Here is a 22,399-nt window from a genome sequence, read left to right as displayed (position 1 = left end):
CAACTAAAATGGAACAAGAACTCAGCGGTAACGAACACGGCTGGTGGGTCGTCAGCCAGAACAGCAAATTGTGGTTACCCCAAGGGGAATTGCCGTTTGGTTTGGCCTCCGCCTGGTCGCTGCAGGGGTTTACTGCAACCCCCATCGGCGAATGGGCAGGGTCTACCGCCTGGCTGGTACGCCATACCATGCCCCGGGATATGGGATCGGTCCGGCAGATCATTGACCAAGACCCCGGCCTGTTCCAATTGGCAGGGCGGGGTGTCCAACTGGCGGAATTCTACCGGGCCCACCGGTTTTGCGGCTACTGCGGACATACCATGCGCATTAGCGGCAAAGAGTGGGCTTGCCTGTGCGATCATTGCCATGAACGCTATTACCCGCAAATCGCTCCATGCATTATAGTTGCGATTCGCCGGGGCGATGAAATTTTGCTGGCCCAGCATACCCGCCATCGCGGCGGCATCTATACCGTGCTGGCCGGATTCGTCGAAGTGGGTGAAACGCTGGAGCAAACGGTGGCCCGCGAGGTCATGGAAGAGACCAAGGTGAAGGTGAAGAATGTACGCTATGTCACCTCTCAGCCATGGCCTTTTCCCCATTCGCTGATGATGGCTTTTATGGCGGAGTATGACGGTGGCGACATCACCCCCGATCACAGCGAGATCCTGGATGCCGGCTGGTATCGTTACGATGCATTGCCGTTATTGCCGCCGCCGGGCACCGTGGCCCGCCGGTTAATCGAGGATACGGTGGCCCTATGTCGCGCGGATCGGGATGCCGACAGCTCTATTGCGACAACCCGTTAATAACAAAGGAAATCCAGCATGGATGAATTGAAAAACGATCGTTACCTGCGCGCCCTGCTGCGCCAGCCGGTGGATATGACCCCGGTCTGGATGATGCGGCAGGCCGGTCGCTACCTGCCGGAATACCAGGCGACCCGCGCCGAGGCCGGGGATTTCATGTCGCTGTGCAAAAACGCTGAATTGGCCTGCGAGGTGACGCTGCAGCCGTTAAGGCGTTATCCCCTTGACGCGGCGATTCTGTTTTCCGATATTCTGACCATCCCCGATGCCATGGGATTGGGACTCTATTTTGAACAGGGAGAGGGGCCGCGTTTCGAGCGGCCCCTCTTATCTTTCGGCGACATAACAAAATTACCCATTCCCGATCCCGAGCAGGAATTGGTGTATGTCATGAACGCGGTGCGTACCATCCGAAAAAATCTGCGCGGCGAGGTGCCTTTAATCGGCTTCTCCGGCAGTCCCTGGACCCTGGCAACCTACATGGTTGAAGGCGGCAGCAGCAAATCCTTCACCAAAATCAAAAAATTGATGTATACGGAACCGAAGAGCCTGCATCTGCTGCTGGACAAACTGGCGGATAGCGTCACGCTTTATCTGAACGCCCAGATTCGCGCCGGCGTCCAGGCGGTGATGATTTTCGATACCTGGGGCGGTGTGCTTACCGGTAATGGCTACCGGGAATTCTCTCTCGCTTACATGCATAAAATCATCGACGGTCTGCTGCGGGAGAACGAAGGGCGCCGGGTGCCGGTGACCTTGTTCACCAAGGGCGGCGGACAGTGGCTGGCACAGATGGCCCAAACCGGTTGCGACGCCCTGGGCCTTGACTGGAGCACCGACATCGGCGACGCCCGCCGCCTCGTGGGAGATAAAGTGGCTCTGCAAGGCAATATGGATCCGTCGATACTGTACGCCCAACCGCAGCGCATCGAGCTGGAAGCCGCTGAAATACTTGCGGGTTTCGGGTACGGGGAAGGACATGTGTTTAACCTGGGGCATGGCATTCACCAGGATGTGCCGCCGGAAAACGCCGGCGTATTGGTGGAGGCGGTACACCGCCTGTCGCGTCCTTATCACCCTTAATCCTTACCACATGTAGTCGCCGGCGTTATCATTCGTTGACGCTGAGGTTATCACCCGTAGGAGCTGGCATTATGGAAATTGTGGATATAGCCGGATTACGTGCGCAGCAAATCGCCACCGCGGGAAATGTTATCCGTCATGACGCTTTTGATTTCGAGACCCCGTCAATCATCGCCGGCGCCGATGTGGGATTTGAACAAGGGGGCGAGGTGACCCGCGCGGCCATTGCTCTGCTGCGCTTTCCGTCCCTGGAGCTCATCGAGTATCAGGTGGCGCGTATCAATACCACCATGCCGTATATTCCCGGCTTTTTGTCCTTCAGGGAGTACCCGGCCCTACTGGCCGCATGGCAGCGTCTTTCGCAGCAGCCGGATTTGGTCTTTGTGGACGGCCACGGCATCTCCCATCCGCGCCGTTTGGGGGTCGCCAGTCACTTTGGCCTATTAATCGACCGGCCCACCATCGGCGTGGCGAAACGCCGCTTGTGCGGTCGTTTCGAGCCGCTGAGCGATGAACCGGACGCCAGGGCTCCTCTCATCGATAAAGGTGAGCAGGTCGCCTGGGTATGGCGCAGTAAATTACGCTGTAATCCGCTGTTTATCTCCACCGGGCATCGGGTGGGTTTGGACAGCGCGCTGCATTGGGTGCGCCTGTGTATGAGAGGATACCGTTTGCCTGAACCTACCCGCTGGGCGGATGCGGTGGCCTCGAATCGCATGGCGTTTCAGCGCTGGCGGCAAGATCAGGAAAGCCCGGACTTGTTTAATCCGCAATAGGGGAACCGGGCAATTTCGGGTACACTGCTTCGCAATATTAAGAATATTGAGATAGTGCGATGTTACGTAATCCGATACATTTGCGTCTGGAGAAGCTGGACAGCTGGCAACACGTGATTTTTATGGCATCGCTGTGCGAGCGGATGTATCCCAACTACCATTTGTTCTGTACGCAAACCGGTTTTGGCGAAGCAGCGATTTATCGTCGCATTCTCGACCTGGTTTGGGAGACACAGGTAGTTAAAGATGCTAAGGTCAATTTTGATTTACAATTAGAAAAGCTGGAAGACTGTATTCCCGCGGCCGATGACTTCGATTTTTATGGTGTTTACCCGGCGATCGATGCTTGTGTCGCGCTTAGTGAATTATTGCATTCGTATTTAAGTGGTGAGACGCTGGCACATGCCGTCAGCGTAAGTGAAACTTCCATCCATACGGTAGCAATGCTGGAAATGACCGAAGCTGAACGGGAAATGCCCGATGAAGAGCTGAGCGCATTACCCGCCATTGAGCAAGAATGGGATATCCAATGGGAGATTTTTCGCTTGTTGGCGGCCTGTGAAAATCGCGACCTAGATTTAATAAAGGGACTGCGGGCAGACCTGCGCGAAGCCGGAATTAGCAATATTGGGATAAATTTACAGCAATAAGGCAATAAAACGTGATTTAAGACCTGTTTTGCCATGTCTTAAGACTTCACATCTGCACCCTGTCTGGTCTACATTTGGGGGGGCATAAAAAAAGTGGCTATCGGTGCGTGTTTGCAGGAGAGCGCTAAATTTTTGGCATATCCGTCGCACTCGATGCTTAGCAAGCGATAAACACACTGTAAGGATAACATATGAACAAGACTCAACTGATTGATGTAATTGCTGATAAGGCTGATCTTTCCAAGGCACAGGCAAAGTCAGCATTGGAATCCACTTTGGCGGCAATTACTGAGTCTCTAAAAGAGGGTGATGCAGTACAATTGGTTGGTTTCGGTACTTTCAAAATTAATCATCGTAGCGAACGCACTGGACGCAATCCTCAGACCGGCAAAGAAATCAAAATTGCTGCGGCCAATGTGCCCGCATTTGTTTCTGGCAAGGCCCTGAAAGACGCTGTTAAGTAAATACAGTGTGTTGGTGAAAAGATTAAGCGGAGGGGCTACTATGCCCCTTTTGTTTGCGCGCCGGTGGGGCTGGATTGGGCTGTTTGCCGTTATGCTCAACGCCTGTAGTCACCGCCAGGACCAACTGCCTTCCTTCACCGCCAGCGGCTATATTGCCGACCGGGGCGTAGTGCGTTTATGGCGCAACGACGACCAGGCGCAGCGAGCGGTCACCATTCTCAGTGTCTACAGCCCCTATGAAGGGGATAATACGACTATTACCCGCTACCAGTATCTGGACGACCAGGTGCGTCAAATCAACCGTACGCAGAACGGTGCCCATGCACAGGTAGTGCAAATCCGTTTTGATGACAAAGGCAACGTGAGTTTTATGCAGCGCCAGCGGGATCAAGTACGGGAAAAACTCAGTGACGACGAATTGGCCCTCTATCAGTTCGAAGCCAATCGCCTGCTTCAAGACAGTCATTCATTACGCGTGGGCCATGTGCATCTGGTGCAAGGACAGTGGAGAGACGGCGCAATGTATAACTGCCAGGACAAGGCTGTTAATCCCAATTTCGACGGGCGTTCCCTGTCGTGGATAGCGGCGCGATCAACACATTCAGCCCGGCCGCTGGGAGTGGCGTGGCTAGAGGCCCCCGAAGGAACCCAGTTATTATTGGTCGCCAACGAAGATTTTTGCCGCTGGCAACCCAAGAAAAGCGATCTTTAGGCTTTTCGCTACGCCGGTAGGTAGACTCGCCGCGTTTGACGAGTCTCTTTGGATTCCCGAATGCCTCAGAGGGATTTTTCCCGCTCGATGGCGCGATAGCCGATATCGGTACGATAAAAACTGTTTTGCCAATGGATAGCACGCACGCCGCGATAGGCCCTGGCCTGCGCATCCGCCACGGTATCCCCCAATGCGGTAACGCATAGTACCCGACCACCTTGTGTCAGCACTTTGCCGTCCTTGAGAGCGGTACCGGCATGGAAGACTTTTTCCCCTTCCACCTCCTGCGCCGGCAAGCCGGTAATTTCATCGCTGCTGCGATATGCCGCCGGATAGCCGCCGGCCGCCAACACTACCCCCAGGGCGGGACGCTGATCCCATGACGAGGTTTCGCGATCTAATCGGCCGTCGGTGGCCGCAAGGCAATGGGCCACCAGATCGGAGCGCATGCGCAGCATAATGGGCTGGGTTTCCGGATCGCCGAAGCGGCAGTTGAATTCAATGACTTTGGGATTGCCTTCAGGGTCAATCATCAGTCCGGCATACAGAAAACCGGTGTAGATGTTACCTTCGGCCGCCATACCGCGCACGGTCGGCCAGATAACCTGATCCATAACGCGCCGGTGCACCTCGTCCGTGACGACCGGGGCCGGGGAATAGGCGCCCATGCCGCCGGTATTCGGCCCGGTATCACCATCCCCCACACGTTTGTGGTCCTGGCTGGTGGCCATGGGCAGCACATGTGCGCCATCCACCATGACGATGAAACTGGCCTCTTCCCCTTCCAGGAACTCTTCCACCACAATCCGGTGTCCGGCATCGCCAAAAGCGTTGCCCGCCAGCATGTCCTGAATCGCCGCTTCCGCTTCCGGCAGTGTCATCGCGACGATAACCCCTTTGCCGGCGGCCAAACCGTCCGCCTTGATAACGATGGGCGCGCCTTTTTCACGCACGTAGGCCAGCGCCGGTTCGATTTCGGTAAAATTACCGTATGACGCGCTGGGAATATGATGCCGGGCCAGGAAATCCTTGGTAAACGCCTTGGAGCCTTCCAACTGCGCGGCGGCTTTGGTCGGGCCGAACACCCGCAAACCGGCGGCGCGAAACGCGTCGACGATGCCCAGCACCAGCGGCGCCTCGGGGCCGACGATGGTCAGACCGATATCATGGCCTTGGGCAAATTCCACCAGCGCCGGGATATCGGTTGCGGCGATGTTGACATTCTCCAGCGCGGGTTCGATGGCGGTACCGGCATTACCCGGCGCGACATACACTTTGCCGGCCAGCGGTGAACGTGCGCTTTTCCACGCCAGGGCGTGCTCACGGCCGCCATTGCCAATAATCAAGATATTCATGGGATGCTCCTGGGATCAGTGGCGGAAGTGGCGCATGCCGGTAAAAATCATGGCGATGCCATGTTCATTGGCCGCGGCGATGACTTCATCATCGCGGATGGAACCGCCGGGCTGGATAACACAGCTGATCCCCACGGCCGCCGCGGCGTCGATACCGTCCCGGAAGGGGAAAAACGCATCGGAGGCCATGGCCGATCCGCGCACGTCCAAGCCTTCGTCAGCGGCTTTGATGCCGGCGATTTTTGCCGAATAGACCCGGCTCATCTGGCCGGCGCCGATACCGATGGTCATATTGCCGCGGGCATAAACGATGGCGTTGGATTTAACGTATTTGGCCACTTTCCAACAGAACAGCGCATCCCGCAGCTCCGTTTCGCTTGGCTGACGTTCGGTCACGATGCGCAAATCCGCCGGCCCGACCATACCCAAGTCCCTCTCCTGCACCAGCAGGCCGCCGTTGACGCGTTTGAAATCCAGACCGGGTATCCGTGCCTGCCAGGCCCCGCAGGTTAATACCCGTACGTTTTGTTTCGCCTTGAGTACGGCCAGGGCGTCATCGGTTATGGACGGTGCGATAATCACTTCCACGAACTGGCGGCTGATAATGGCTTTGGCGGTAACGGCATCGAGGGGACGGTTGAAGGCGATAATGCCGCCGAACGCCGAGGTCGGGTCGGTCTTATAAGCCCGTTCATAGGCTTCCAAAAGCCCATCGCCGATGGCGACCCCGCAAGGATTAGCATGCTTTACAATTACGCAGGCCGGTTCGGCAAACTCTTTTACGCACTCCAGAGCGGCGTCGGTATCGGCAATATTGTTATAGGATAAGGCTTTGCCTTGCAGCTGTTGCGCGGTGGCGACGGAGGCCTCACGGGTCTGCTCTTCGATATAAAATGCCGCCAGCTGATGGCTGTTCTCGCCGTAACGCATATCCTGTTTTTTAACAAAATTCAGATTCAGGGTGCGGGGAAAGCGGCCGGCGGGGGCGGAAGTCTCACCATAATAGGGGGGGACCTGGCTGCCAAAATAGTTGGCGATCATGCTGTCATATGCCGCGGTGTGTTCAAACGCTTTAATCGCCAGGTCAAAGCGGGTGTCGTAAGTCAATGAACCGTCGTGCCGGTCCATTTCATTGAGCAGGCGAGGGTAATCCGCGCTGTTCACCACAATCGCGACATCCTTATGATTCTTGGCGGCGGAACGCACCATGGTGGGACCGCCGATATCGATATTTTCCACCGCATCTTCGCGGGTACAATCTTCCCGCGCCACGGTTTGGGCAAACGGATAAAGATTTACCACCACCATATCGATAGGCTCGATGGCATGCAGTTGCATAATGGCATCATCCTGGCCGCGGCGACCCAAAATACCGCCATGCACTTTGGGGTGCAGTGTCTTAACCCGACCGTCCATCATTTCAGGGAAGCCGGTGTAGTCTGAAACCTCGGTCACCGGCAATCCGGCTTCCGCCAAAAGGCGCGCGGTACCGCCGGTGGACAGCAGTTTAACGCCGCGCTGCGACAGGGACCGGGCGAATTCTACGATACCGGCTTTGTCAGAAACACTGAGCAGAGCACGGCGTACAGGACGTGGTTGTTGCATAACAAAGTTATCCCTTGATTGGATAGTTTTAATAACACTGACACGCACCGGCGTTCATTTATAAAAGGCCACTGATGCATGGAATACCGATGCTGATAAAATAGGCGTGAATTGTAGCGAAAACGTTTGCGTGATGCTCGCCAAATTTTGCCTGTCATGCATGTCTGTGGATAAGTTTGTGCACAAGCGGGTATAACCCCCTGTTTTGCTGTGGAAAGCAGCGAACGAGCCTATTCAGGCAAAATACCTGTTGCGGCTCCATTAGAATTCCCTATAATGCGCCTCCATCGACCGGGACTGTGAGCAGCTTCACAAGGACCGAAAACGAGTCAGAAGCAAGCCTGACGGGCTTGACACTGATAGGGGAAAGCGTAATATACGCCACCTCGCGCCAGACTGAATCATAGCGGCGCACGCTCTTTAACAATTTATCAGACAATCTGTGTGGGCACTCACAAGACCGTATCGAAACACAACAATACAAGTCTTAGAGTGTTTACCAGTTAATTCAGTAATGAATGAAACAGTAGATTCTTTGAGCATCAAGCTTTTAATTGAAGAGTTTGATCATGGCTCAGATTGAACGCTGGCGGCAGGCCTAACACATGCAAGTCGAGCGGCAGCGGAAAGTAGCTTGCTACTTTGCCGGCGAGCGGCGGACGGGTGAGTAATGTCTGGGGATCTGCCCGATGGAGGGGGATAACTACTGGAAACGGTAGCTAATACCGCATAACGTCGCAAGACCAAAGTGGGGGACCTTAGGGCCTCACACCATCGGATGAACCCAGATGGGATTAGCTAGTAGGTGGGGTAACGGCTCACCTAGGCGACGATCCCTAGCTGGTCTGAGAGGATGACCAGCCACACTGGAACTGAGACACGGTCCAGACTCCTACGGGAGGCAGCAGTGGGGAATATTGCACAATGGGCGCAAGCCTGATGCAGCCATGCCGCGTGTGTGAAGAAGGCCTTCGGGTTGTAAAGCACTTTCAGCGGGGAGGAAGGGGTTGGGTTTAATAGATTCAATCATTGACGTTACCCGCAGAAGAAGCACCGGCTAACTCCGTGCCAGCAGCCGCGGTAATACGGAGGGTGCGAGCGTTAATCGGAATTACTGGGCGTAAAGCGTACGCAGGCGGTTTGTTAAGTCAGATGTGAAATCCCCGAGCTTAACTCGGGAACTGCATTTGAAACTGGCAGGCTAGAGTCTCGTAGAGGGGGGTAGAATTCCAGGTGTAGCGGTGAAATGCGTAGAGATCTGGAGGAATACCGGTGGCGAAGGCGGCCCCCTGGACGAAGACTGACGCTCAGGTACGAAAGCGTGGGGAGCAAACAGGATTAGATACCCTGGTAGTCCACGCTGTAAACGATGTCGATTTGAAGGTTGTGGCCTTGAGCCGTGGCTTTCGGAGCTAACGCGTTAAATCGACCGCCTGGGGAGTACGGCCGCAAGGTTAAAACTCAAATGAATTGACGGGGGCCCGCACAAGCGGTGGAGCATGTGGTTTAATTCGATGCAACGCGAAGAACCTTACCTACTCTTGACATCCAGAGAAGACTTCAGAGATGGAGTTGTGCCTTCGGGAACTCTGAGACAGGTGCTGCATGGCTGTCGTCAGCTCGTGTTGTGAAATGTTGGGTTAAGTCCCGCAACGAGCGCAACCCTTATCCTTTGTTGCCAGCACGTCATGGTGGGAACTCAAAGGAGACTGCCGGTGACAAACCGGAGGAAGGTGGGGATGACGTCAAGTCATCATGGCCCTTACGAGTAGGGCTACACACGTGCTACAATGGCGCATACAAAGAGAAGCGAACTCGCGAGGGTAAGCGGACCTCACAAAGTGCGTCGTAGTCCGGATTGGAGTCTGCAACTCGACTCCATGAAGTCGGAATCGCTAGTAATCGTGGATCAGAATGCCACGGTGAATACGTTCCCGGGCCTTGTACACACCGCCCGTCACACCATGGGAGTGGGTTGCAAAAGAAGTAGGTAGCTTAACCTTCGGGAGGGCGCTTACCACTTTGTGATTCATGACTGGGGTGAAGTCGTAACAAGGTAACCGTAGGGGAACCTGCGGTTGGATCACCTCCTTACCGAAAGATGCGCGTCAAGTGACGTGTCCACACAGATTGTCTGATAGAAGTGATGAGCAAACAGCTCGTATGGTTTTGTTTGTGAAGCGCAGCTTCGCGAACGCGTATCTTTGTCCCCTTCGTCTAGTGGCCTAGGACACTGCCCTTTCACGGCGGTAACAGGGGTTCGAACCCCCTAGGGGACGCCAAACAGCCTACGTGTCTGATAAATTTCAGAGCGCATTTGAAAGAGTGCGCTGCGAAATACTGCTCTTTAACAATCCGGAACAAGCTGAAAATTTGAAAAAAACATGCTGAGCAAAATCAGTATGCGAGTCTCTCAAAGCAAGCAAACCTAGAATGCTGTTATGTCGATAACAGCCTCTGTCCAACGCTGGCGATGTCCGTAACAGGCCGCGCCGAAGCAAGACCGAGCGAACGAATGCAGGGCAAGGCGCCCGGCACGGAGAAACCGGAGTGGACTGTATGTCCATGAGGATTTCGAGTACCGGAGTGGACTGTATGTCCATGAGGATTTCGAGTACCGGAGCAACGCGGCCATGTATTTGTGCAGCCGGTCGGACAGAACAAACACTTTAGGGTTGTGAGGTTAAGTGACTAAGCGTACACGGTGGATGCCTAGGCAGTCAGAGGCGATGAAGGACGTGCTAATCTGCGAAAAGCGTCGGTAAGCTGATATGAAGCGTTATTAGCCGGCGATGTCCGAATGGGGAAACCCAGTGCAATTCGTTGCACTATCATTGCGTGAATCCATAGCGCAATGAGGCGAACCGGGGGAACTGAAACATCTCAGTACCCCGAGGAAAAGAAATCAACCGAGATTCCCCCAGTAGCGGCGAGCGAACGGGGAACAGCCCAGAACCACCATCAGCTTTTGCATCAGGAGAACGGTCTGGAAAGTCCGGCGACAGAGGGTGATAGCCCCGTATCCGAAGGTGCAGAGGTTGTGGGTTCGATGAGTAGGGCGGGACACGTGATATCCTGTCTGAAGATGGGGGGACCATCCTCCAAGGCTAAATACTCCTGACTGACCGATAGTGAACCAGTACCGTGAGGGAAAGGCGAAAAGAACCCCGGCGAGGGGAGTGAAACAGAACCTGAAACCGTGTACGTACAAGCAGTGGGAGCCCCATCACTAAGCCAGTGGTGAAGCTGCATATGCATCCTTTGCTAAAGGTACGGCAGGCGGAGCGAAAGCGACGCCCAACCGACAAAATAAGCAGAGGGGGCTTAGTGATGGGGTGACTGCGTACCTTTTGTATAATGGGTCAGCGACTTATATTCTGTAGCAAGGTTAACCGCATAGGGGAGCCGTAGGGAAACCGAGTCTTAACTGGGCGTGTAGTTGCAGGGTATAGACCCGAAACCCGGTGATCTAGCCATGGGCAGGTTGAAGGTTGGGTAACACTAACTGGAGGACCGAACCGACTAATGTTGAAAAATTAGCGGATGACTTGTGGCTGGGGGTGAAAGGCCAATCAAACCGGGAGATAGCTGGTTCTCCCCGAAAGCTATTTAGGTAGCGCCTCGTGAATTCATCTTCGGGGGTAGAGCACTGTTTCGGCTAGGGGTCCACCCCGGATTACCAACCCGATGCAAACTGCGAATACCGAAGAATGTTATCACGGGAGACACACGGCGGGTGCTAACGTCCGTCGTGAAGAGGGAAACAACCCAGACCGCCGGCTAAGGTCCCAAAGTCATGGTTAAGTGGGAAACGATGTGGGAAGGCATAGACAGCCAGGATGTTGGCTTAGAAGCAGCCATCATTTAAAGAAAGCGTAATAGCTCACTGGTCGAGTCGGCCTGCGCGGAAGATGTAACGGGGCTAAACCATGCACCGAAGCCGCGGCAGCGATACCTTCGGGTATTGTTGGGTAGGGGAGCGTTCTGTAAGCCTGAGAAGGTGGCCTGTGAGGGTTGCTGGAGGTATCAGAAGTGCGAATGCTGACATAAGTAACGATAAAGCGGGTGAAAAGCCCGCTCGCCGGAAGACCAAGGGTTCCTGTTCAACGTTAATCGGAGCAGGGTGAGTCGACCCCTAAGGCGAGGCCGAAAGGCGTAGTCGATGGGAAACAGGTTAATATTCCTGTACTGGGTGTGACTGCGAAGGGGGGACGGAGAAAGCTAGACCGGCCGGGCGACGGTTGTCCCGGTTCAAGCGTGCAGGTGGAGAGGACAGGAAAATCCGTTCTCTTGTAACACTGAGGCGTGATGACGAGCCACTACGGTGGTGAAGGGGTTGATGCTACGCTTCCAGGAAAAGCCTCTAAGCACCAGGTCACATCGAATCGTACCCCAAACCGACACAGGTGGTCAGGTAGAGAATACCGAGGCGCTTGAGAGAACTCGGGTGAAGGAACTAGGCAAAATGGTGCCGTAACTTCGGGAGAAGGCACGCTGGCATTAGGTGGAGGAACTTGCTTCCCGAGCCGAAGCCAGTCGCAGATACCAGCTGGCTGCAACTGTTTATTAAAAACACAGCACTGTGCAAACACGAAAGTGGACGTATACGGTGTGACGCCTGCCCGGTGCCGGAAGGTTAATTGATGGGGTTATCCGTAAGGAGAAGCTCTTGATCGAAGCCCCGGTAAACGGCGGCCGTAACTATAACGGTCCTAAGGTAGCGAAATTCCTTGTCGGGTAAGTTCCGACCTGCACGAATGGCGTAATGATGGCCAGGCTGTCTCCACCCGAGACTCAGTGAAATTGAACTCGCTGTGAAGATGCAGTGTACCCGCGGCAAGACGGAAAGACCCCGTGAACCTTTACTATAGCTTGACACTGAACATTGAGCCTTGATGTGTAGGATAGGTGGGAGGCTTAGAAGTAGGGACGCCAGTCCTTATGGAGCCAACCTTGAAATACCACCCTTTAATGTTTGATGTTCTAACTCCGGCCCGTAATCCGGGTCGAGGACAGTGTCTGGTGGGTAGTTTGACTGGGGCGGTCTCCTCCTAAAGAGTAACGGAGGAGCACGAAGGTTAGCTAATCACGGTCGGACATCGTGAGGTTAGTGCAAAGGCATAAGCTAGCTTGACTGCGAGAGTGACGGCTCGAGCAGGTGCGAAAGCAGGTCTTAGTGATCCGGTGGTTCTGAATGGAAGGGCCATCGCTCAACGGATAAAAGGTACTCCGGGGATAACAGGCTGATACCGCCCAAGAGTTCATATCGACGGCGGTGTTTGGCACCTCGATGTCGGCTCATCACATCCTGGGGCTGAAGTAGGTCCCAAGGGTATGGCTGTTCGCCATTTAAAGTGGTACGCGAGCTGGGTTTAGAACGTCGTGAGACAGTTCGGTCCCTATCTGCCGTGGGCGTTGGAAGATTGAGAGGGGCTGCTCCTAGTACGAGAGGACCGGAGTGGACGCACCACTGGTGTTCGGGTTGTCATGCCAATGGCATTGCCCGGTAGCTACGTGCGGAAGAGATAACCGCTGAAAGCATCTAAGCGGGAAACTTGCCTCGAGATGAGTCTTCCCTGTGGCTTTAAGCCACCTGAAGGGACGTTAAAGACGATGACGTTGATAGGTCGGGTGTGTAAGCGCAGCGATGCGTTGAGCTAACCGATACTAATGACCCGTGAGACTTAACCTTACAACACCTAAGGTGTTTGAGCGATGAGAGCGTTGTCCGCAAGGGCGATGAGAGAATTTTCAGCGATTGTTCCGGATAAAGGCCAATGGTCATCAGTAAAAGATGACGGTTGGATAACGAATTTGCCTGGCGGCACTAGCGCGGTGGTCCCACCTGACCCCATGCCGAACTCAGTAGTGAAACGCCGTAGCGCCGATGGTAGTGTGGGGTCTCCCCATGCGAGAGTAGGGAACTGCCAGGCATCCAATTGAACGAAGCCCTCTGTGAAAACAGAGGGCTTTTTCATATGCGTCAAACTGGCGGTTCGCTACTCGGTCAGTTCGTATAAGAGGTAGAGTAGGACAACCGGCAAAGCCGGTTGAACGAAGCCGAAGGCGCCGGCCCGCAGGGTGACCGCCGCAGGCGGGCATCAACTGCCAGGCATCCAATTGAACGAAGCCCTCTGTGAAAACAGAGGGCTTTTTTCTGCCTGCTAAATCCTTCGGGCTTACTCACCACCGATCGTTTCACGGATTCGTTGTGCAATATATTCCACATGGGTTTCCAACGCGAAATGGCCGGTATCCAGCAATTCGACGACCGCATTCGGATTGTCTGATTTATAGGCATGGGCACCTGGCGGAATAAAGAAAGGATCGTGTTTTCCCCAGATTACCAGCGTCGGCAGCTTGGTTTTACGAAAGAACGCCTGGAAATCAGGATACAGCTTCAGATTGTTGGCGTAGTCCAGGAACAGATCGAGCTGGATGGTTGTGTTGCCGGGGCGTGATAGCAGAAAGTTATCGAAAAAATAGGACTCCGGGGCAATGCGGTTTAATGTCTTCTCCGGCACACCGTGAATATATTGCCAGCGAATCCCATCAAAGTTCAACGCCGCATCCTGAACAGTCTGCCGGTTCTCTAGAGAAGGATCGGCCCAATAAGCCTGAATCGGCGCCCAGGCATCCCCAAGTCCTTCAAGGTAGGCGTTGCCATTCTGCGAAACAAGTCCCGTCACGCGTTCGGGATAAGCCAAGGCCAGGCGCAAACCCGCTGGCGCGCCGTAATCGAACACATACAAGGCATAGCTCTTTAAGCCAAGCGCATCTACAAAATGGACCAGCGTTTTACCCAGGGCATCGAAACTATAGGCATAGTTGCGTTCGGCAGGAACCTCGGTGAAACCAAAGCCGGGAAGGTCGGGAGCAATAAGATGAAATTTATCCGCCAATAAGGGAATCAGCTCACGAAACTGGTGGGACGAACTGGGAAAGCCATGCAGCAGCAGGAGGGTTGGCGCATCGGCATTGCCTGCTTCACGATAAAAAACGCGGACACCATCAACATCGATAAATTGATAATGAACGGGGAAATGGGTATTGGCAGTCATATGGCACCTCTTTTGTGTAACCGTTAAAGTGTATTATTACTAGTTATCTGAAAGCAGTATGCCTGCATTATGTAACTAGTCAAGTTGATTTTTATTGGTTACAATGGTGGGGAGTCAGTTTCGGAGATCAACATCACTATGCAAAATGCCATGCCGAACGCTATCCCGCGTTTTCTCGCCGATCATACGGCGCTGGATCTGCTCAATACGGTAGAGATGATTGACGGAAAGCAATGCGACCTTTGGCATACCAGTGATGATGTTAAACTCTGGTTGTCAAAGGTCGGTCTGTTGCTTGATGCGAAAAAAATGGATATCCAGGATAGCCTGTTAGATGAGGCCAGAACCCTGCGCGAGACGGTACGGGAGCTGGTTGCAAGCAAAAAGGCCGGGCGACCCTTAACAATCAGTAAATTGAATGATTATCTGGCGCAGTCATGCAGTTATCCTGCGCTTAAGATAAGTGAGGAAGGGATATTAAGCACCGCGCGTATTTATCAACCTCAAACCGCTGGACAACTGCTCGGTCCGTTGGCGGAACAGGCGGCGGATTTACTGGCCAATGTTGATTTCGGCCTGGTGCGTGAATGCGAAAATCATGAATGCTGCCTTTGGTTTTATGATAAAACCAAGTCCCACCGGCGTCGTTGGTGCAGCATGGCGGTTTGTGGAAACCGGCATAAGGTGGCCAAATTCCGCCAAAATCAGAAAGACGCTGAATAAATAACAATTATCCCGCCCAACTGCTCCCAAAAAGAAAACGGAAAAAACAGGAGGCACAGCGGCAAACCCCTCATGCTGTGCTCCGTTTTTCAATAGCTTTGCTTCATGGGATATTTTCGGCCAGGCGATATAACACCTCCGCCAGTACCTGTGTGCCGGCGTGCAGATCGGCAAGGGCAGCGTTTTCCTTTTCATTATGACTGATGCCTCCTTCGCAGGGGACAAAGATCATTCCCGTGGGACAGCACAAATGCAGATTGACGGCATCATGGCTGGCACCGGAGGGTAATACCCGATTCGGAAGCTTAAGACGATGGGCGGCGTTTTGAATCAAATCGGGCAGGACTTTACTGAATTCAACGGGCTTACGCCATCTGAGCTCTTTCGCCCGGATGCTGCACCGGCCCGTATGCTTATCGCATAACGCTATGACTTTATTGCCCAATGCCGTCAATGAAGATTGCAAGGGGTGTCGTAAATCGATGTTAAAGACAACTTGGCCCGGTACGACAGAGCTGCTGTTGGGATACACCTGGAAAGCGCCGACGGTGAAACGGCACTCATCACCGGCCGAATCCATAAGGGTATAAAGATCGCGCAACAGCAAAACCGCCGTCTTCATGGCATCCTGGCGGGATGATGCCGGCGTGGTGCCGGCATGGGCCTCCATACCGCTGATAGTGACCTGAAAATCCCTGCATCCCTGAATACCGCTTACGATGCCGATGGTGGCTGATGTATTTTCCAGTACCGGTCCCTGCTCAATATGGGCTTCTACATAGGCATGCACAGGGGTACCCAGCGGACGATGCGGGATCCCCGACAGTGTCTTATGGAAGCGCGCCACCGCCTGTGCGACGGTAATGCTTTCATCGTCGGTGATGGCCAGCCAGTGTGGCAAATCATCAGGCTTTGCAAAGCAGGCCGACCCCATGCATCCCGGAACAAAACGGCAGCCTTCTTCATTGGCCCAAACCGCTAATTCAAGCGGGCGGACGGTGGCCATATCCAGGTCATCCAGGGTACGGAATACCTCCAGTCCTGCCAGGACGCCGTAAATACCGTCAAATTTCCCCCCGGAGGGCTGGGTATCCAGATGAGAGCCGGTCATTACCGGGTCCAGGGAAGGCGTGGCGCCGTCGCGACGGATAAACAGGTTACCTATCGCATCGACAAAAAAATGATAATTCGGCCGATTTATCCATTCCATGAGGATGATGCGCACAGCATTGTCCGTTTCAGTCAGGGCGAGCCGGTTCACCCCGCCGTTGGCCGTGGCGCCGTATTTCGCCATTTCCATAATAGAGTCCCATAATCTGCCGGGCTTGATGGTTTGGGTGATAGCATCCACCTTCTCTTGTATGGATTTCATTTCGCGCTGACTCATCATCGTTCACCTGTTACCGAGGGGATTGCCACGTCCGCATCCGCGGCGAAACGGCAGATCCTGTCCCAGACCTCCGCCAGAATTGGTACTCCCTGCCCGAGATTGTTTGTGCGGGCCCTGGCCGAGCGTTCACCCGGCATCAATATCTCATCGACGCCAGGCATCCTTCTGCCCGCTTTTATTTCCGCCAAATAGGTATCCGCACGGCTGCGGGCGACGGTGGGATCACCAAAAGCCGCGGGATCGATGGCAATAAACAGATGGCTCCTTTTGCCCAGGCTCCGGTCATTGGAACGGGCCACTATATCCAGCCGGGAACCCAGCTCGCCGCCCGCCATGGCCCCGGAGAGCAGGGCGATGCATAGTCCCAGCCCAAACCCTTTATGGCCGGCCATGGGGGTAAGCGCTCCTTGCAGCGCCTCGCCGGGATCGGTGGTCGGCACGCCATCGGCATTTAATGCGATGCCCGGCGCAATTTTTTCGCCATGATAGTCTGCAAGCCTGACGTGTCCGATGGCGGAAGTGCTTGTGGCCGAGTCGAACACGATCGGCTTTGCTCCGGTAGGGATGCCGATGGCCAAGGGGTTGGTGCCCAGGATCGGATCGATACCGCCGGTGGGGTGTACGCGCGGGGGCCAGGTATTGGTAAATACCAGACCAATCAGGCCGGCCCGGGCGAACTGCTCGGCATAGTATCCCAGCATAAAGAGATCTCCGGCATCCTGCAGGGCCGCCGAAGCCGTGCCCATACGGCGGGTTTTTTCAATGAGCTGTTCCGCAGCGAACACACCTCCCACATATCCCGGGCATCCCGCGCCATCGATTAAAAGCGTTGCGCCCGTGTCGGAAATAACCCGCGGGGCGGCATCGCCTTTTAAAACGCCATTGGCCAGGTCGCGCAGTATAGAGTAGATATGATCGATGCCTTGAATGGAATGCCCGCGTAAATCCGCTTCAATACAGACGTTCGCCATAATTTGGGCATTGCTTTCACTGCAGCCGTTGGCGATGAAAATATCTTTGATAAACCCGGTTAGGACGGTGATGCCAATGCGGTGGTACCGCCTGGGCTGAATATTATTCATATCCATGTGAGCCATGGCCTCCAGCATATTGCTGCCTTGTGTCTTCCAAGGCCTCGGTGATGGAAATAAATTGGCCGCCGTGCTGACGGATATGGACCAGCATTGTCTTAAGCTGCTGATTCAAAAATTCGTTTTCCACGGAATAGGTATGGCAGAGGAAAGAGACCACCTGCGGTTGACCGCTATCCGTTGCCCGGCGGGCAATGGCGTCCCAGACCCGTTTCAACTGCTCTAAGGCGCTGGTTTCGTTCGCCAGGTAATTTACCGTGGGGCGGCGCCGGTCTTCAGGGATGATACCGTCCCAGCCCAAGGGAATCATCAGCATTGCTCCTTGGTGGGCGGCGCCCCGGGCCGAGAGATTACCGTCCAGGGCAAAATAGGCGGTAGCGGGCGCGCCTTGCCAGTTGACGCCGCGCTCTTGCCAGTAAAGCCCCGGCGCGCAGCTCAGATCGGCGATAATGCCCTGGGTTTTTAAAAACTCCGCAAGGGCCAGGGAATGTCCGTTTGATCCGCCGCGGAAACAGCAACAGTCGATTTTCCCTTCTTTGAGCCGCGCCAATATCGTCTTGATAATGTCAAACAGCGTTTCCGGACGGTGAAAAATACTCGGCTGCCAGGACTCAGAGGAGGGTAAGCGATATAAATCATCCTCGATATGTATGGCCAGGTCCTTGCCCGAGGCTGTCCACTCTCGCCAGAACGCCATGTACCGGTCGCTGATAAACCGCTGCCGAAATACCGGGCTGCTGTGAACCGTCATGACGGCTTTACCATCACAATACTCATTCACTAGGGATCGCATTTTATGGTATTTGCGAAAAACGACGGCATCGGGGTCGGGATTAAGTACAGGATCCGGATCGCCGTCAATACTTAATACCACTTTGACTAAAGGATACATTTTCCCTCCCTCTATATTGGGATATTGGGCATAATTGCCCTATTCAACGGCCGGGCAGCTTATATTATTGAAAAGACAAAAGCCGTTATTCGCTGGCGTTAATCCTTGAGCAGGCGCTTATGGCCGAGCTTTCGCCGTGACTGCCATATCTCATTATTCAAGAGATGAGGAGGCCTAATATCTTTGAACACCGAAACAATTTGTTCGGCGCAGCAGATGGCCGTCTTTCGCAAGGCTTCCTGGGTGGAGCCGGCAATGTGAGGCGTCAACAGGGTATTTTGCAGTGTGGCCAGCCGCGAGCGGGGCAGCAGGGGTTCATGCTCAAACACATCCAAACCGGCGGCGGCAATGCGTTTTTCCAGCAGGGCCTGGTATAATGCGTCTTCGTCTATCAGCCCGCCGCGGGAGGTGTTGATAAGCAACGCGGTGGATTTCATCTTCCCCAGGGCCGCGCCATCGATAGTGTGAAACGTGTCCGGGCGCAACGGGCGATGCAGGCTGATGATGTCGGCGTTTGCCAGCAGATCGACTAAACTGCCGACCGGGGCGGCGCCCGCGGCGGTGATATCGGCGGCGTGGGCATGGGGAGACCAGACCGAGACCTGCATTCCGAAGCCGCCTATCGCCATTTTGCACACCTGCCGGCCGATATCGCCAAAACCGATAATACCCAGGGATTTGCCGGATAAAGAATGGGTAATGCCGGTGAACTTAAAATCCCAATCCCCCCGGCGTGCCGCCATATCGGCGCAAAGCAGTTTGTGGGACAGGGCCAGCATTAACAATAGGGTGTGTTCAGCGACGGACAGGGCATTACAGTTCGGCGTATTGACTACCAAAATGCCTTTCCCATGGGCATAGTTGATATCGATTCTGTCCGTGCCTGAACCATGATTGGCTATTACCGCGAGGCTGTCCGCGCCATCGATACATTTGCTTTTGATCTCCCCTCGGGTAATTACCGCGTCCGCCGATGAAAGCGCTTTTGCCAAGGCGTCGTCATCGCAATCATAGGCAAATCGCACATCAACACCCGCGGCGGTTAATAGCGAGATGCCATCGTCGTGAATGGGATGGGTGATTAAACAAATTGGCTGCTTCATCATGTATTCCGGATAATGACTATTGGTTGGATATTTCCCATAAAATATCGGATAGCACTCGGGCGCCATTGCTGAAATCATCCATTTCCATCATTTCATCCGGATTATGGCTGCCGTTGGCATTGGGAATAAAAATCATGGCGGTAGGGATGCCTGCATTGGCGAACATGGCGGCATCATGTCCCGCGCCGCTCGGCATCGTATGGAATTTCAAATCTCTGTTTTTCGCACAGGCTGTTAACCTATGGCGCAATGCCGGATCCATTATTGCCGGCTGGCTGCGAATTTTTTCCCCCAGCGAGAAATTTACGGCATAGCGCGCGGATATATCCGCTACGGCACATCGAACGTAATAATCCATCAGTTCCAGGGTATCCCCATCACGGGAGCGGATATCAATGCAAAATAGGACATATCCCGCCACCTTGCTGAAATCCGACTGTTTTGCATCGGTATTGACCTGGCCGAAGGTTAACGTCAGTTCATGTCCTTCCGCTTCCATCATCCGCCATTTGTCTTGCAGTCCATGGACCAGTTCGGCAAACGCCACCACGGCATCATGGCGATGGCTTCTGGGCGTCGCGCCGGAATGGGCGTACTGGCCGTTGATGGCCGCGCTGCGGTATCTGAGGCTACCGCAAATGCCGGTCACAATACCGATAGCATGTCGGCTTTCGATCAAGACCGGGCCTTGTTCAATATGCAGTTCAATAAAAGCGCGAACGGTATCGCCGGAAACGGCAGGCGTTCCGTTCAATACTTTTTCAGGCAATCCGCCCTGATCCTCCATGTGTCCGCGCAGGGTCTTGCCGGTATCAAAACGAACCGCCTCCAGGGCCTCGGGGGGCAACAATCCTAAGGCAGACTTACTGCCGATATAGGAGACCGGGAACCATACGCTCTCTTCCGCGCGAATGCAGATAACGGTCACATCGCGTTTCGGCTGCCGGCCGCACCTTATCCAGGAAGCCAATACCGACATGCCGGCGATAACCCCGGCCGCGCCGTCGTAATTGCCGCCGCGGGGGACGGAATCCAGATGGGAACCGGCCAGTACGGCGGGCAGGCCGCGTTCCTGGCCGGGCAGGGTGAGGTAAAGATTCAGCGCCGCGTCAATACGGGATTCGAGGCCAAGCCCGGTGCCATGGCGCCGGATAATGTCATGGGCGCGCTGTTCCCCCGGCCCATACGTGTCGCGCGTGACGCCAATGCCGTCGTAGCCGATAGCATAGAGCTCCTTGAACAAAGTTCGCGCCAGTTCCACGTCAGGTTCAATCATAGATAAACCATCCCAAGGCGCGCTAAGGCGTTGTAATGAAGTCGAAACAGATTGAAATTCATCATATTCCAGATCCTAGCGATTTATGAATACCGTTGGTATACCAATGACTTGCTGATGCTCTCCTGATTTAGTACAGAAGCCATTACCGATAAGTTTCAGGACGTTAAAAAAAATACGTTTGCTTGTTCATTTAGATATTAATCAAGTCCCGAGGAATTTTACTTAACGGCCGGCATCCGTCCCGCGTAACGATGACCGTTTCGCTGCAGGCAACGGTAAATCGAGCATATTCCCGCAGGGTGATGGGAATATGAAAGGCCATGCCTTCAACCAATTCCACATCGTAGCCTTTATTAAGATGTAAAATATTGCCTTCACCCCAGTCAGGGGCAAAAGAGATACCCATGCTATACCCGGTCCGCTTCCTATAGGCATTCGTGGCGCCGCCGGCGTCAATCACCCGCTGCGCCGCATCATGGACATCGGAACACAGATTGCCGGGTTTCATGGCTGCCATGGCGGCGGCGAGGGCGTCAAGGGTGATGTTATGCCAATCGCGGGCCTGTTGCGGGACATCCCCCACCATGATGGTGCGAAAAAGCGCGGCATGGTAGCGGTGATGGCAACCGGCGGTTTCCAATACCACCACATCGCCAGATTGGATCACGCGACGGCGCCAGGTGGTATGGGGAACGCCGGAGCGCGGGCCGGACGTGACAAAGGGTTCCATTCCCATATATTCCGAACCGGCGGCGATGGTCGCGCCCATAATCGCGCCGGCAATGGCGTTTTCATCCACGCCGGCTCTGGCCGCCTGTATTCCTGCCCGCATACCGGCGTCATTTTCCCGCGCCGCTTCCTCCAGCGCGAGGATTTCCAGAGGACTTTTCACCCGGCGCAGCGATTCGGCGAAACCGCTGCCATCCTGCATTTCCCCCAGGCGGGCGGCAAGTTCGTCGAAAATATTCACCGTGAGAAACCAGGCGTTTCTATCGATAGCGATGCGTTTGCCTTTCCACCCTTCCTGTTCAATGGCCGAGGCCAGGGCTTGTGCGGGAGAGAAGCCGTCGCCGTAACCGTATAAACTTTCCAGGTAGGTATTGAAGCGGGCGTTATAGGACTCCAGCTCGCGCAGAACCAGGAAGGGTTCTCCCTGTACCGGAATTGCCAGACACTGGAAAACGTAATAACCAGGGGTTTGCTGGCCGGAAAGATAGAATATATTTTCAGCGCCGCTGGTGAGATATAAGTCGATACTTTTATCCCTTAAAATGGCCTGGAGTTTCGCGATACGGCTGTCGAATTCCTGCTTGGGAAAGGCCGAATCGCCCCCTTGGGGGATGCTGCCGATTAAGTTCTTATCTATCATTTCACTTTTTCCTTATGAGAGAGTGCCGGCTGTT

At 54.4% G+C, this 22,399-nt stretch carries 16 protein-coding genes, 1 tRNA gene and 3 rRNA genes; 11 read left to right on the top strand and 9 right to left on the bottom strand.

What is annotated here, in order from left to right; genetic code table 11:
• The first annotated feature begins 8 nt into the window (after positions 1–8).
• The 6 genes from nudC to ACL2XJ_RS06525 all read left to right on the top strand — a co-directional run bounded on the left by nudC (position 9) and on the right by ACL2XJ_RS06525 (position 4,494).
• Complete coding sequence (gene nudC, locus ACL2XJ_RS06550; protein ID WP_132924458.1) at positions 9–809, top strand: NAD(+) diphosphatase; 801 nt, start codon at positions 9–11, stop codon at positions 807–809.
• 18 nt (positions 810–827) lie between these two features.
• Positions 828–1,892 (top strand): uroporphyrinogen decarboxylase, encoded by a 1,065-nt coding sequence (hemE, locus tag ACL2XJ_RS06545; RefSeq protein WP_413726028.1) that lies wholly within the window; start codon positions 828–830, stop codon positions 1,890–1,892.
• 80 nt (positions 1,893–1,972) lie between these two features.
• Positions 1,973–2,668, top strand: coding sequence for a deoxyribonuclease V (nfi, locus tag ACL2XJ_RS06540; protein ID WP_413726858.1), 696 nt, complete (start codon positions 1,973–1,975; stop codon positions 2,666–2,668).
• A gap of 59 nt (positions 2,669–2,727) precedes the next feature.
• Positions 2,728–3,318 carry a YjaG family protein gene (locus tag ACL2XJ_RS06535; RefSeq protein ID WP_132924462.1) on the top strand — a complete coding sequence of 197 codons (591 nt, stop codon included), beginning with the start codon at positions 2,728–2,730 and terminating at the stop codon, positions 3,316–3,318.
• A gap of 191 nt (positions 3,319–3,509) precedes the next feature.
• Positions 3,510–3,782 (top strand): nucleoid-associated protein HU-alpha, encoded by a 273-nt coding sequence (hupA, locus tag ACL2XJ_RS06530; RefSeq protein ID WP_025246531.1) that lies wholly within the window; start codon positions 3,510–3,512, stop codon positions 3,780–3,782.
• 40 nt (positions 3,783–3,822) lie between these two features.
• Positions 3,823–4,494 carry a DUF1481 domain-containing protein gene (locus ACL2XJ_RS06525; protein WP_132924463.1) on the top strand — a complete coding sequence of 224 codons (672 nt, stop codon included), beginning with the start codon at positions 3,823–3,825 and terminating at the stop codon, positions 4,492–4,494.
• 65 nt (positions 4,495–4,559) lie between these two features.
• Here the strand turns inward: ACL2XJ_RS06525 and purD are convergent, their stop codons facing one another.
• Together purD and purH are read right to left on the bottom strand one after the other, a co-directional pair.
• Positions 4,560–5,849 carry a phosphoribosylamine--glycine ligase gene (purD, locus tag ACL2XJ_RS06520; RefSeq protein WP_413726027.1) on the bottom strand — a complete coding sequence of 430 codons (1,290 nt, stop codon included), beginning with the start codon at positions 5,847–5,849 and terminating at the stop codon, positions 4,560–4,562.
• Between the two features lie 15 nt (positions 5,850–5,864).
• Positions 5,865–7,454: a bifunctional phosphoribosylaminoimidazolecarboxamide formyltransferase/IMP cyclohydrolase gene (gene purH, locus ACL2XJ_RS06515; RefSeq protein WP_413726026.1), complete on the bottom strand. Its 1,590-nt coding sequence runs from the start codon at positions 7,452–7,454 to the stop codon at positions 5,865–5,867.
• 551 nt (positions 7,455–8,005) lie between these two features.
• Here purH and ACL2XJ_RS06510 point away from each other — a divergent pair.
• From ACL2XJ_RS06510 to rrf, 4 genes are all read left to right on the top strand, one after another.
• Positions 8,006–9,548: ribosomal RNA gene (locus ACL2XJ_RS06510) — 16S ribosomal RNA — on the top strand.
• 112 nt (positions 9,549–9,660) lie between these two features.
• Positions 9,661–9,736 (top strand) — tRNA-Glu (locus ACL2XJ_RS06505).
• Between the two features lie 399 nt (positions 9,737–10,135).
• Positions 10,136–13,146: ribosomal RNA gene (locus ACL2XJ_RS06500) — 23S ribosomal RNA — on the top strand.
• A 125-nt stretch (positions 13,147–13,271) separates the two neighbouring features.
• Positions 13,272–13,387: ribosomal RNA gene (gene rrf / locus ACL2XJ_RS06495) — 5S ribosomal RNA — on the top strand.
• Together the 16S, 23S and 5S rRNA genes with 1 tRNA gene alongside form the textbook arrangement of a ribosomal RNA operon.
• Before the next feature lie 246 nt (positions 13,388–13,633).
• Here rrf and ACL2XJ_RS06490 read toward each other — a convergent pair.
• On the bottom strand, positions 13,634–14,515 hold the full coding sequence (locus tag ACL2XJ_RS06490; RefSeq protein ID WP_413726025.1) for an alpha/beta fold hydrolase: 882 nt from the start codon (positions 14,513–14,515) through the stop codon (positions 13,634–13,636).
• Positions 14,516–14,599: 84 nt separating this feature from the next.
• On the opposite strand from ACL2XJ_RS06490, the gene ACL2XJ_RS06485 reads away from it, so the two are divergent.
• Positions 14,600–15,238, top strand: a complete 639-nt coding sequence (locus tag ACL2XJ_RS06485; protein WP_413726024.1) for a CGNR zinc finger domain-containing protein — start codon at positions 14,600–14,602, stop codon at positions 15,236–15,238.
• 103 nt (positions 15,239–15,341) lie between these two features.
• Here ACL2XJ_RS06485 and ACL2XJ_RS06480 read toward each other — a convergent pair whose 3' ends face one another.
• From ACL2XJ_RS06480 to ACL2XJ_RS06455, 6 genes are all read right to left on the bottom strand, one after another.
• Positions 15,342–16,628 (bottom strand): hydantoinase/carbamoylase family amidase, encoded by a 1,287-nt coding sequence (locus ACL2XJ_RS06480; protein WP_413726023.1) that lies wholly within the window; start codon positions 16,626–16,628, stop codon positions 15,342–15,344.
• The gene (locus ACL2XJ_RS06475) at positions 16,625–17,716 is read right to left on the bottom strand and encodes an Ldh family oxidoreductase (protein ID WP_413726022.1); all 1,092 of its coding nucleotides are present in this window, start codon (positions 17,714–17,716) and stop codon (positions 16,625–16,627) included. The genes ACL2XJ_RS06480 and ACL2XJ_RS06475 overlap by 4 nt, the downstream gene beginning before the upstream one ends.
• Positions 17,703–18,611, bottom strand: a complete 909-nt coding sequence (locus ACL2XJ_RS06470) for a hypothetical protein (RefSeq protein ID WP_413726021.1) — start codon at positions 18,609–18,611, stop codon at positions 17,703–17,705. Before ACL2XJ_RS06470 ends, ACL2XJ_RS06475 begins: the two co-directional genes overlap by 14 nt.
• Before the next feature lie 98 nt (positions 18,612–18,709).
• Positions 18,710–19,717 (bottom strand): hydroxyacid dehydrogenase, encoded by a 1,008-nt coding sequence (locus ACL2XJ_RS06465; RefSeq protein ID WP_207917900.1) that lies wholly within the window; start codon positions 19,715–19,717, stop codon positions 18,710–18,712.
• Positions 19,718–19,733: 16 nt separating this feature from the next.
• Entirely contained in the window at positions 19,734–20,993 is a 1,260-nt protein-coding gene (locus tag ACL2XJ_RS06460; RefSeq protein WP_413726020.1) for a Zn-dependent hydrolase, read from the bottom strand.
• 193 nt (positions 20,994–21,186) lie between these two features.
• Complete coding sequence (locus ACL2XJ_RS06455; protein WP_413726019.1) at positions 21,187–22,365, bottom strand: M24 family metallopeptidase; 1,179 nt, start codon at positions 22,363–22,365, stop codon at positions 21,187–21,189.
• Positions 22,366–22,399: the final 34 nt, after the last annotated feature.

The organism is Sodalis sp. RH16 (genome assembly GCF_047324245.1).
GTDB lineage: Bacteria > Pseudomonadota > Gammaproteobacteria > Enterobacterales > Enterobacteriaceae > Acerihabitans > Acerihabitans ligni.
The sequence above is the reverse complement of the archived record's forward strand: the minus strand, read 5'-3'. Positions and strand labels throughout refer to the sequence as shown.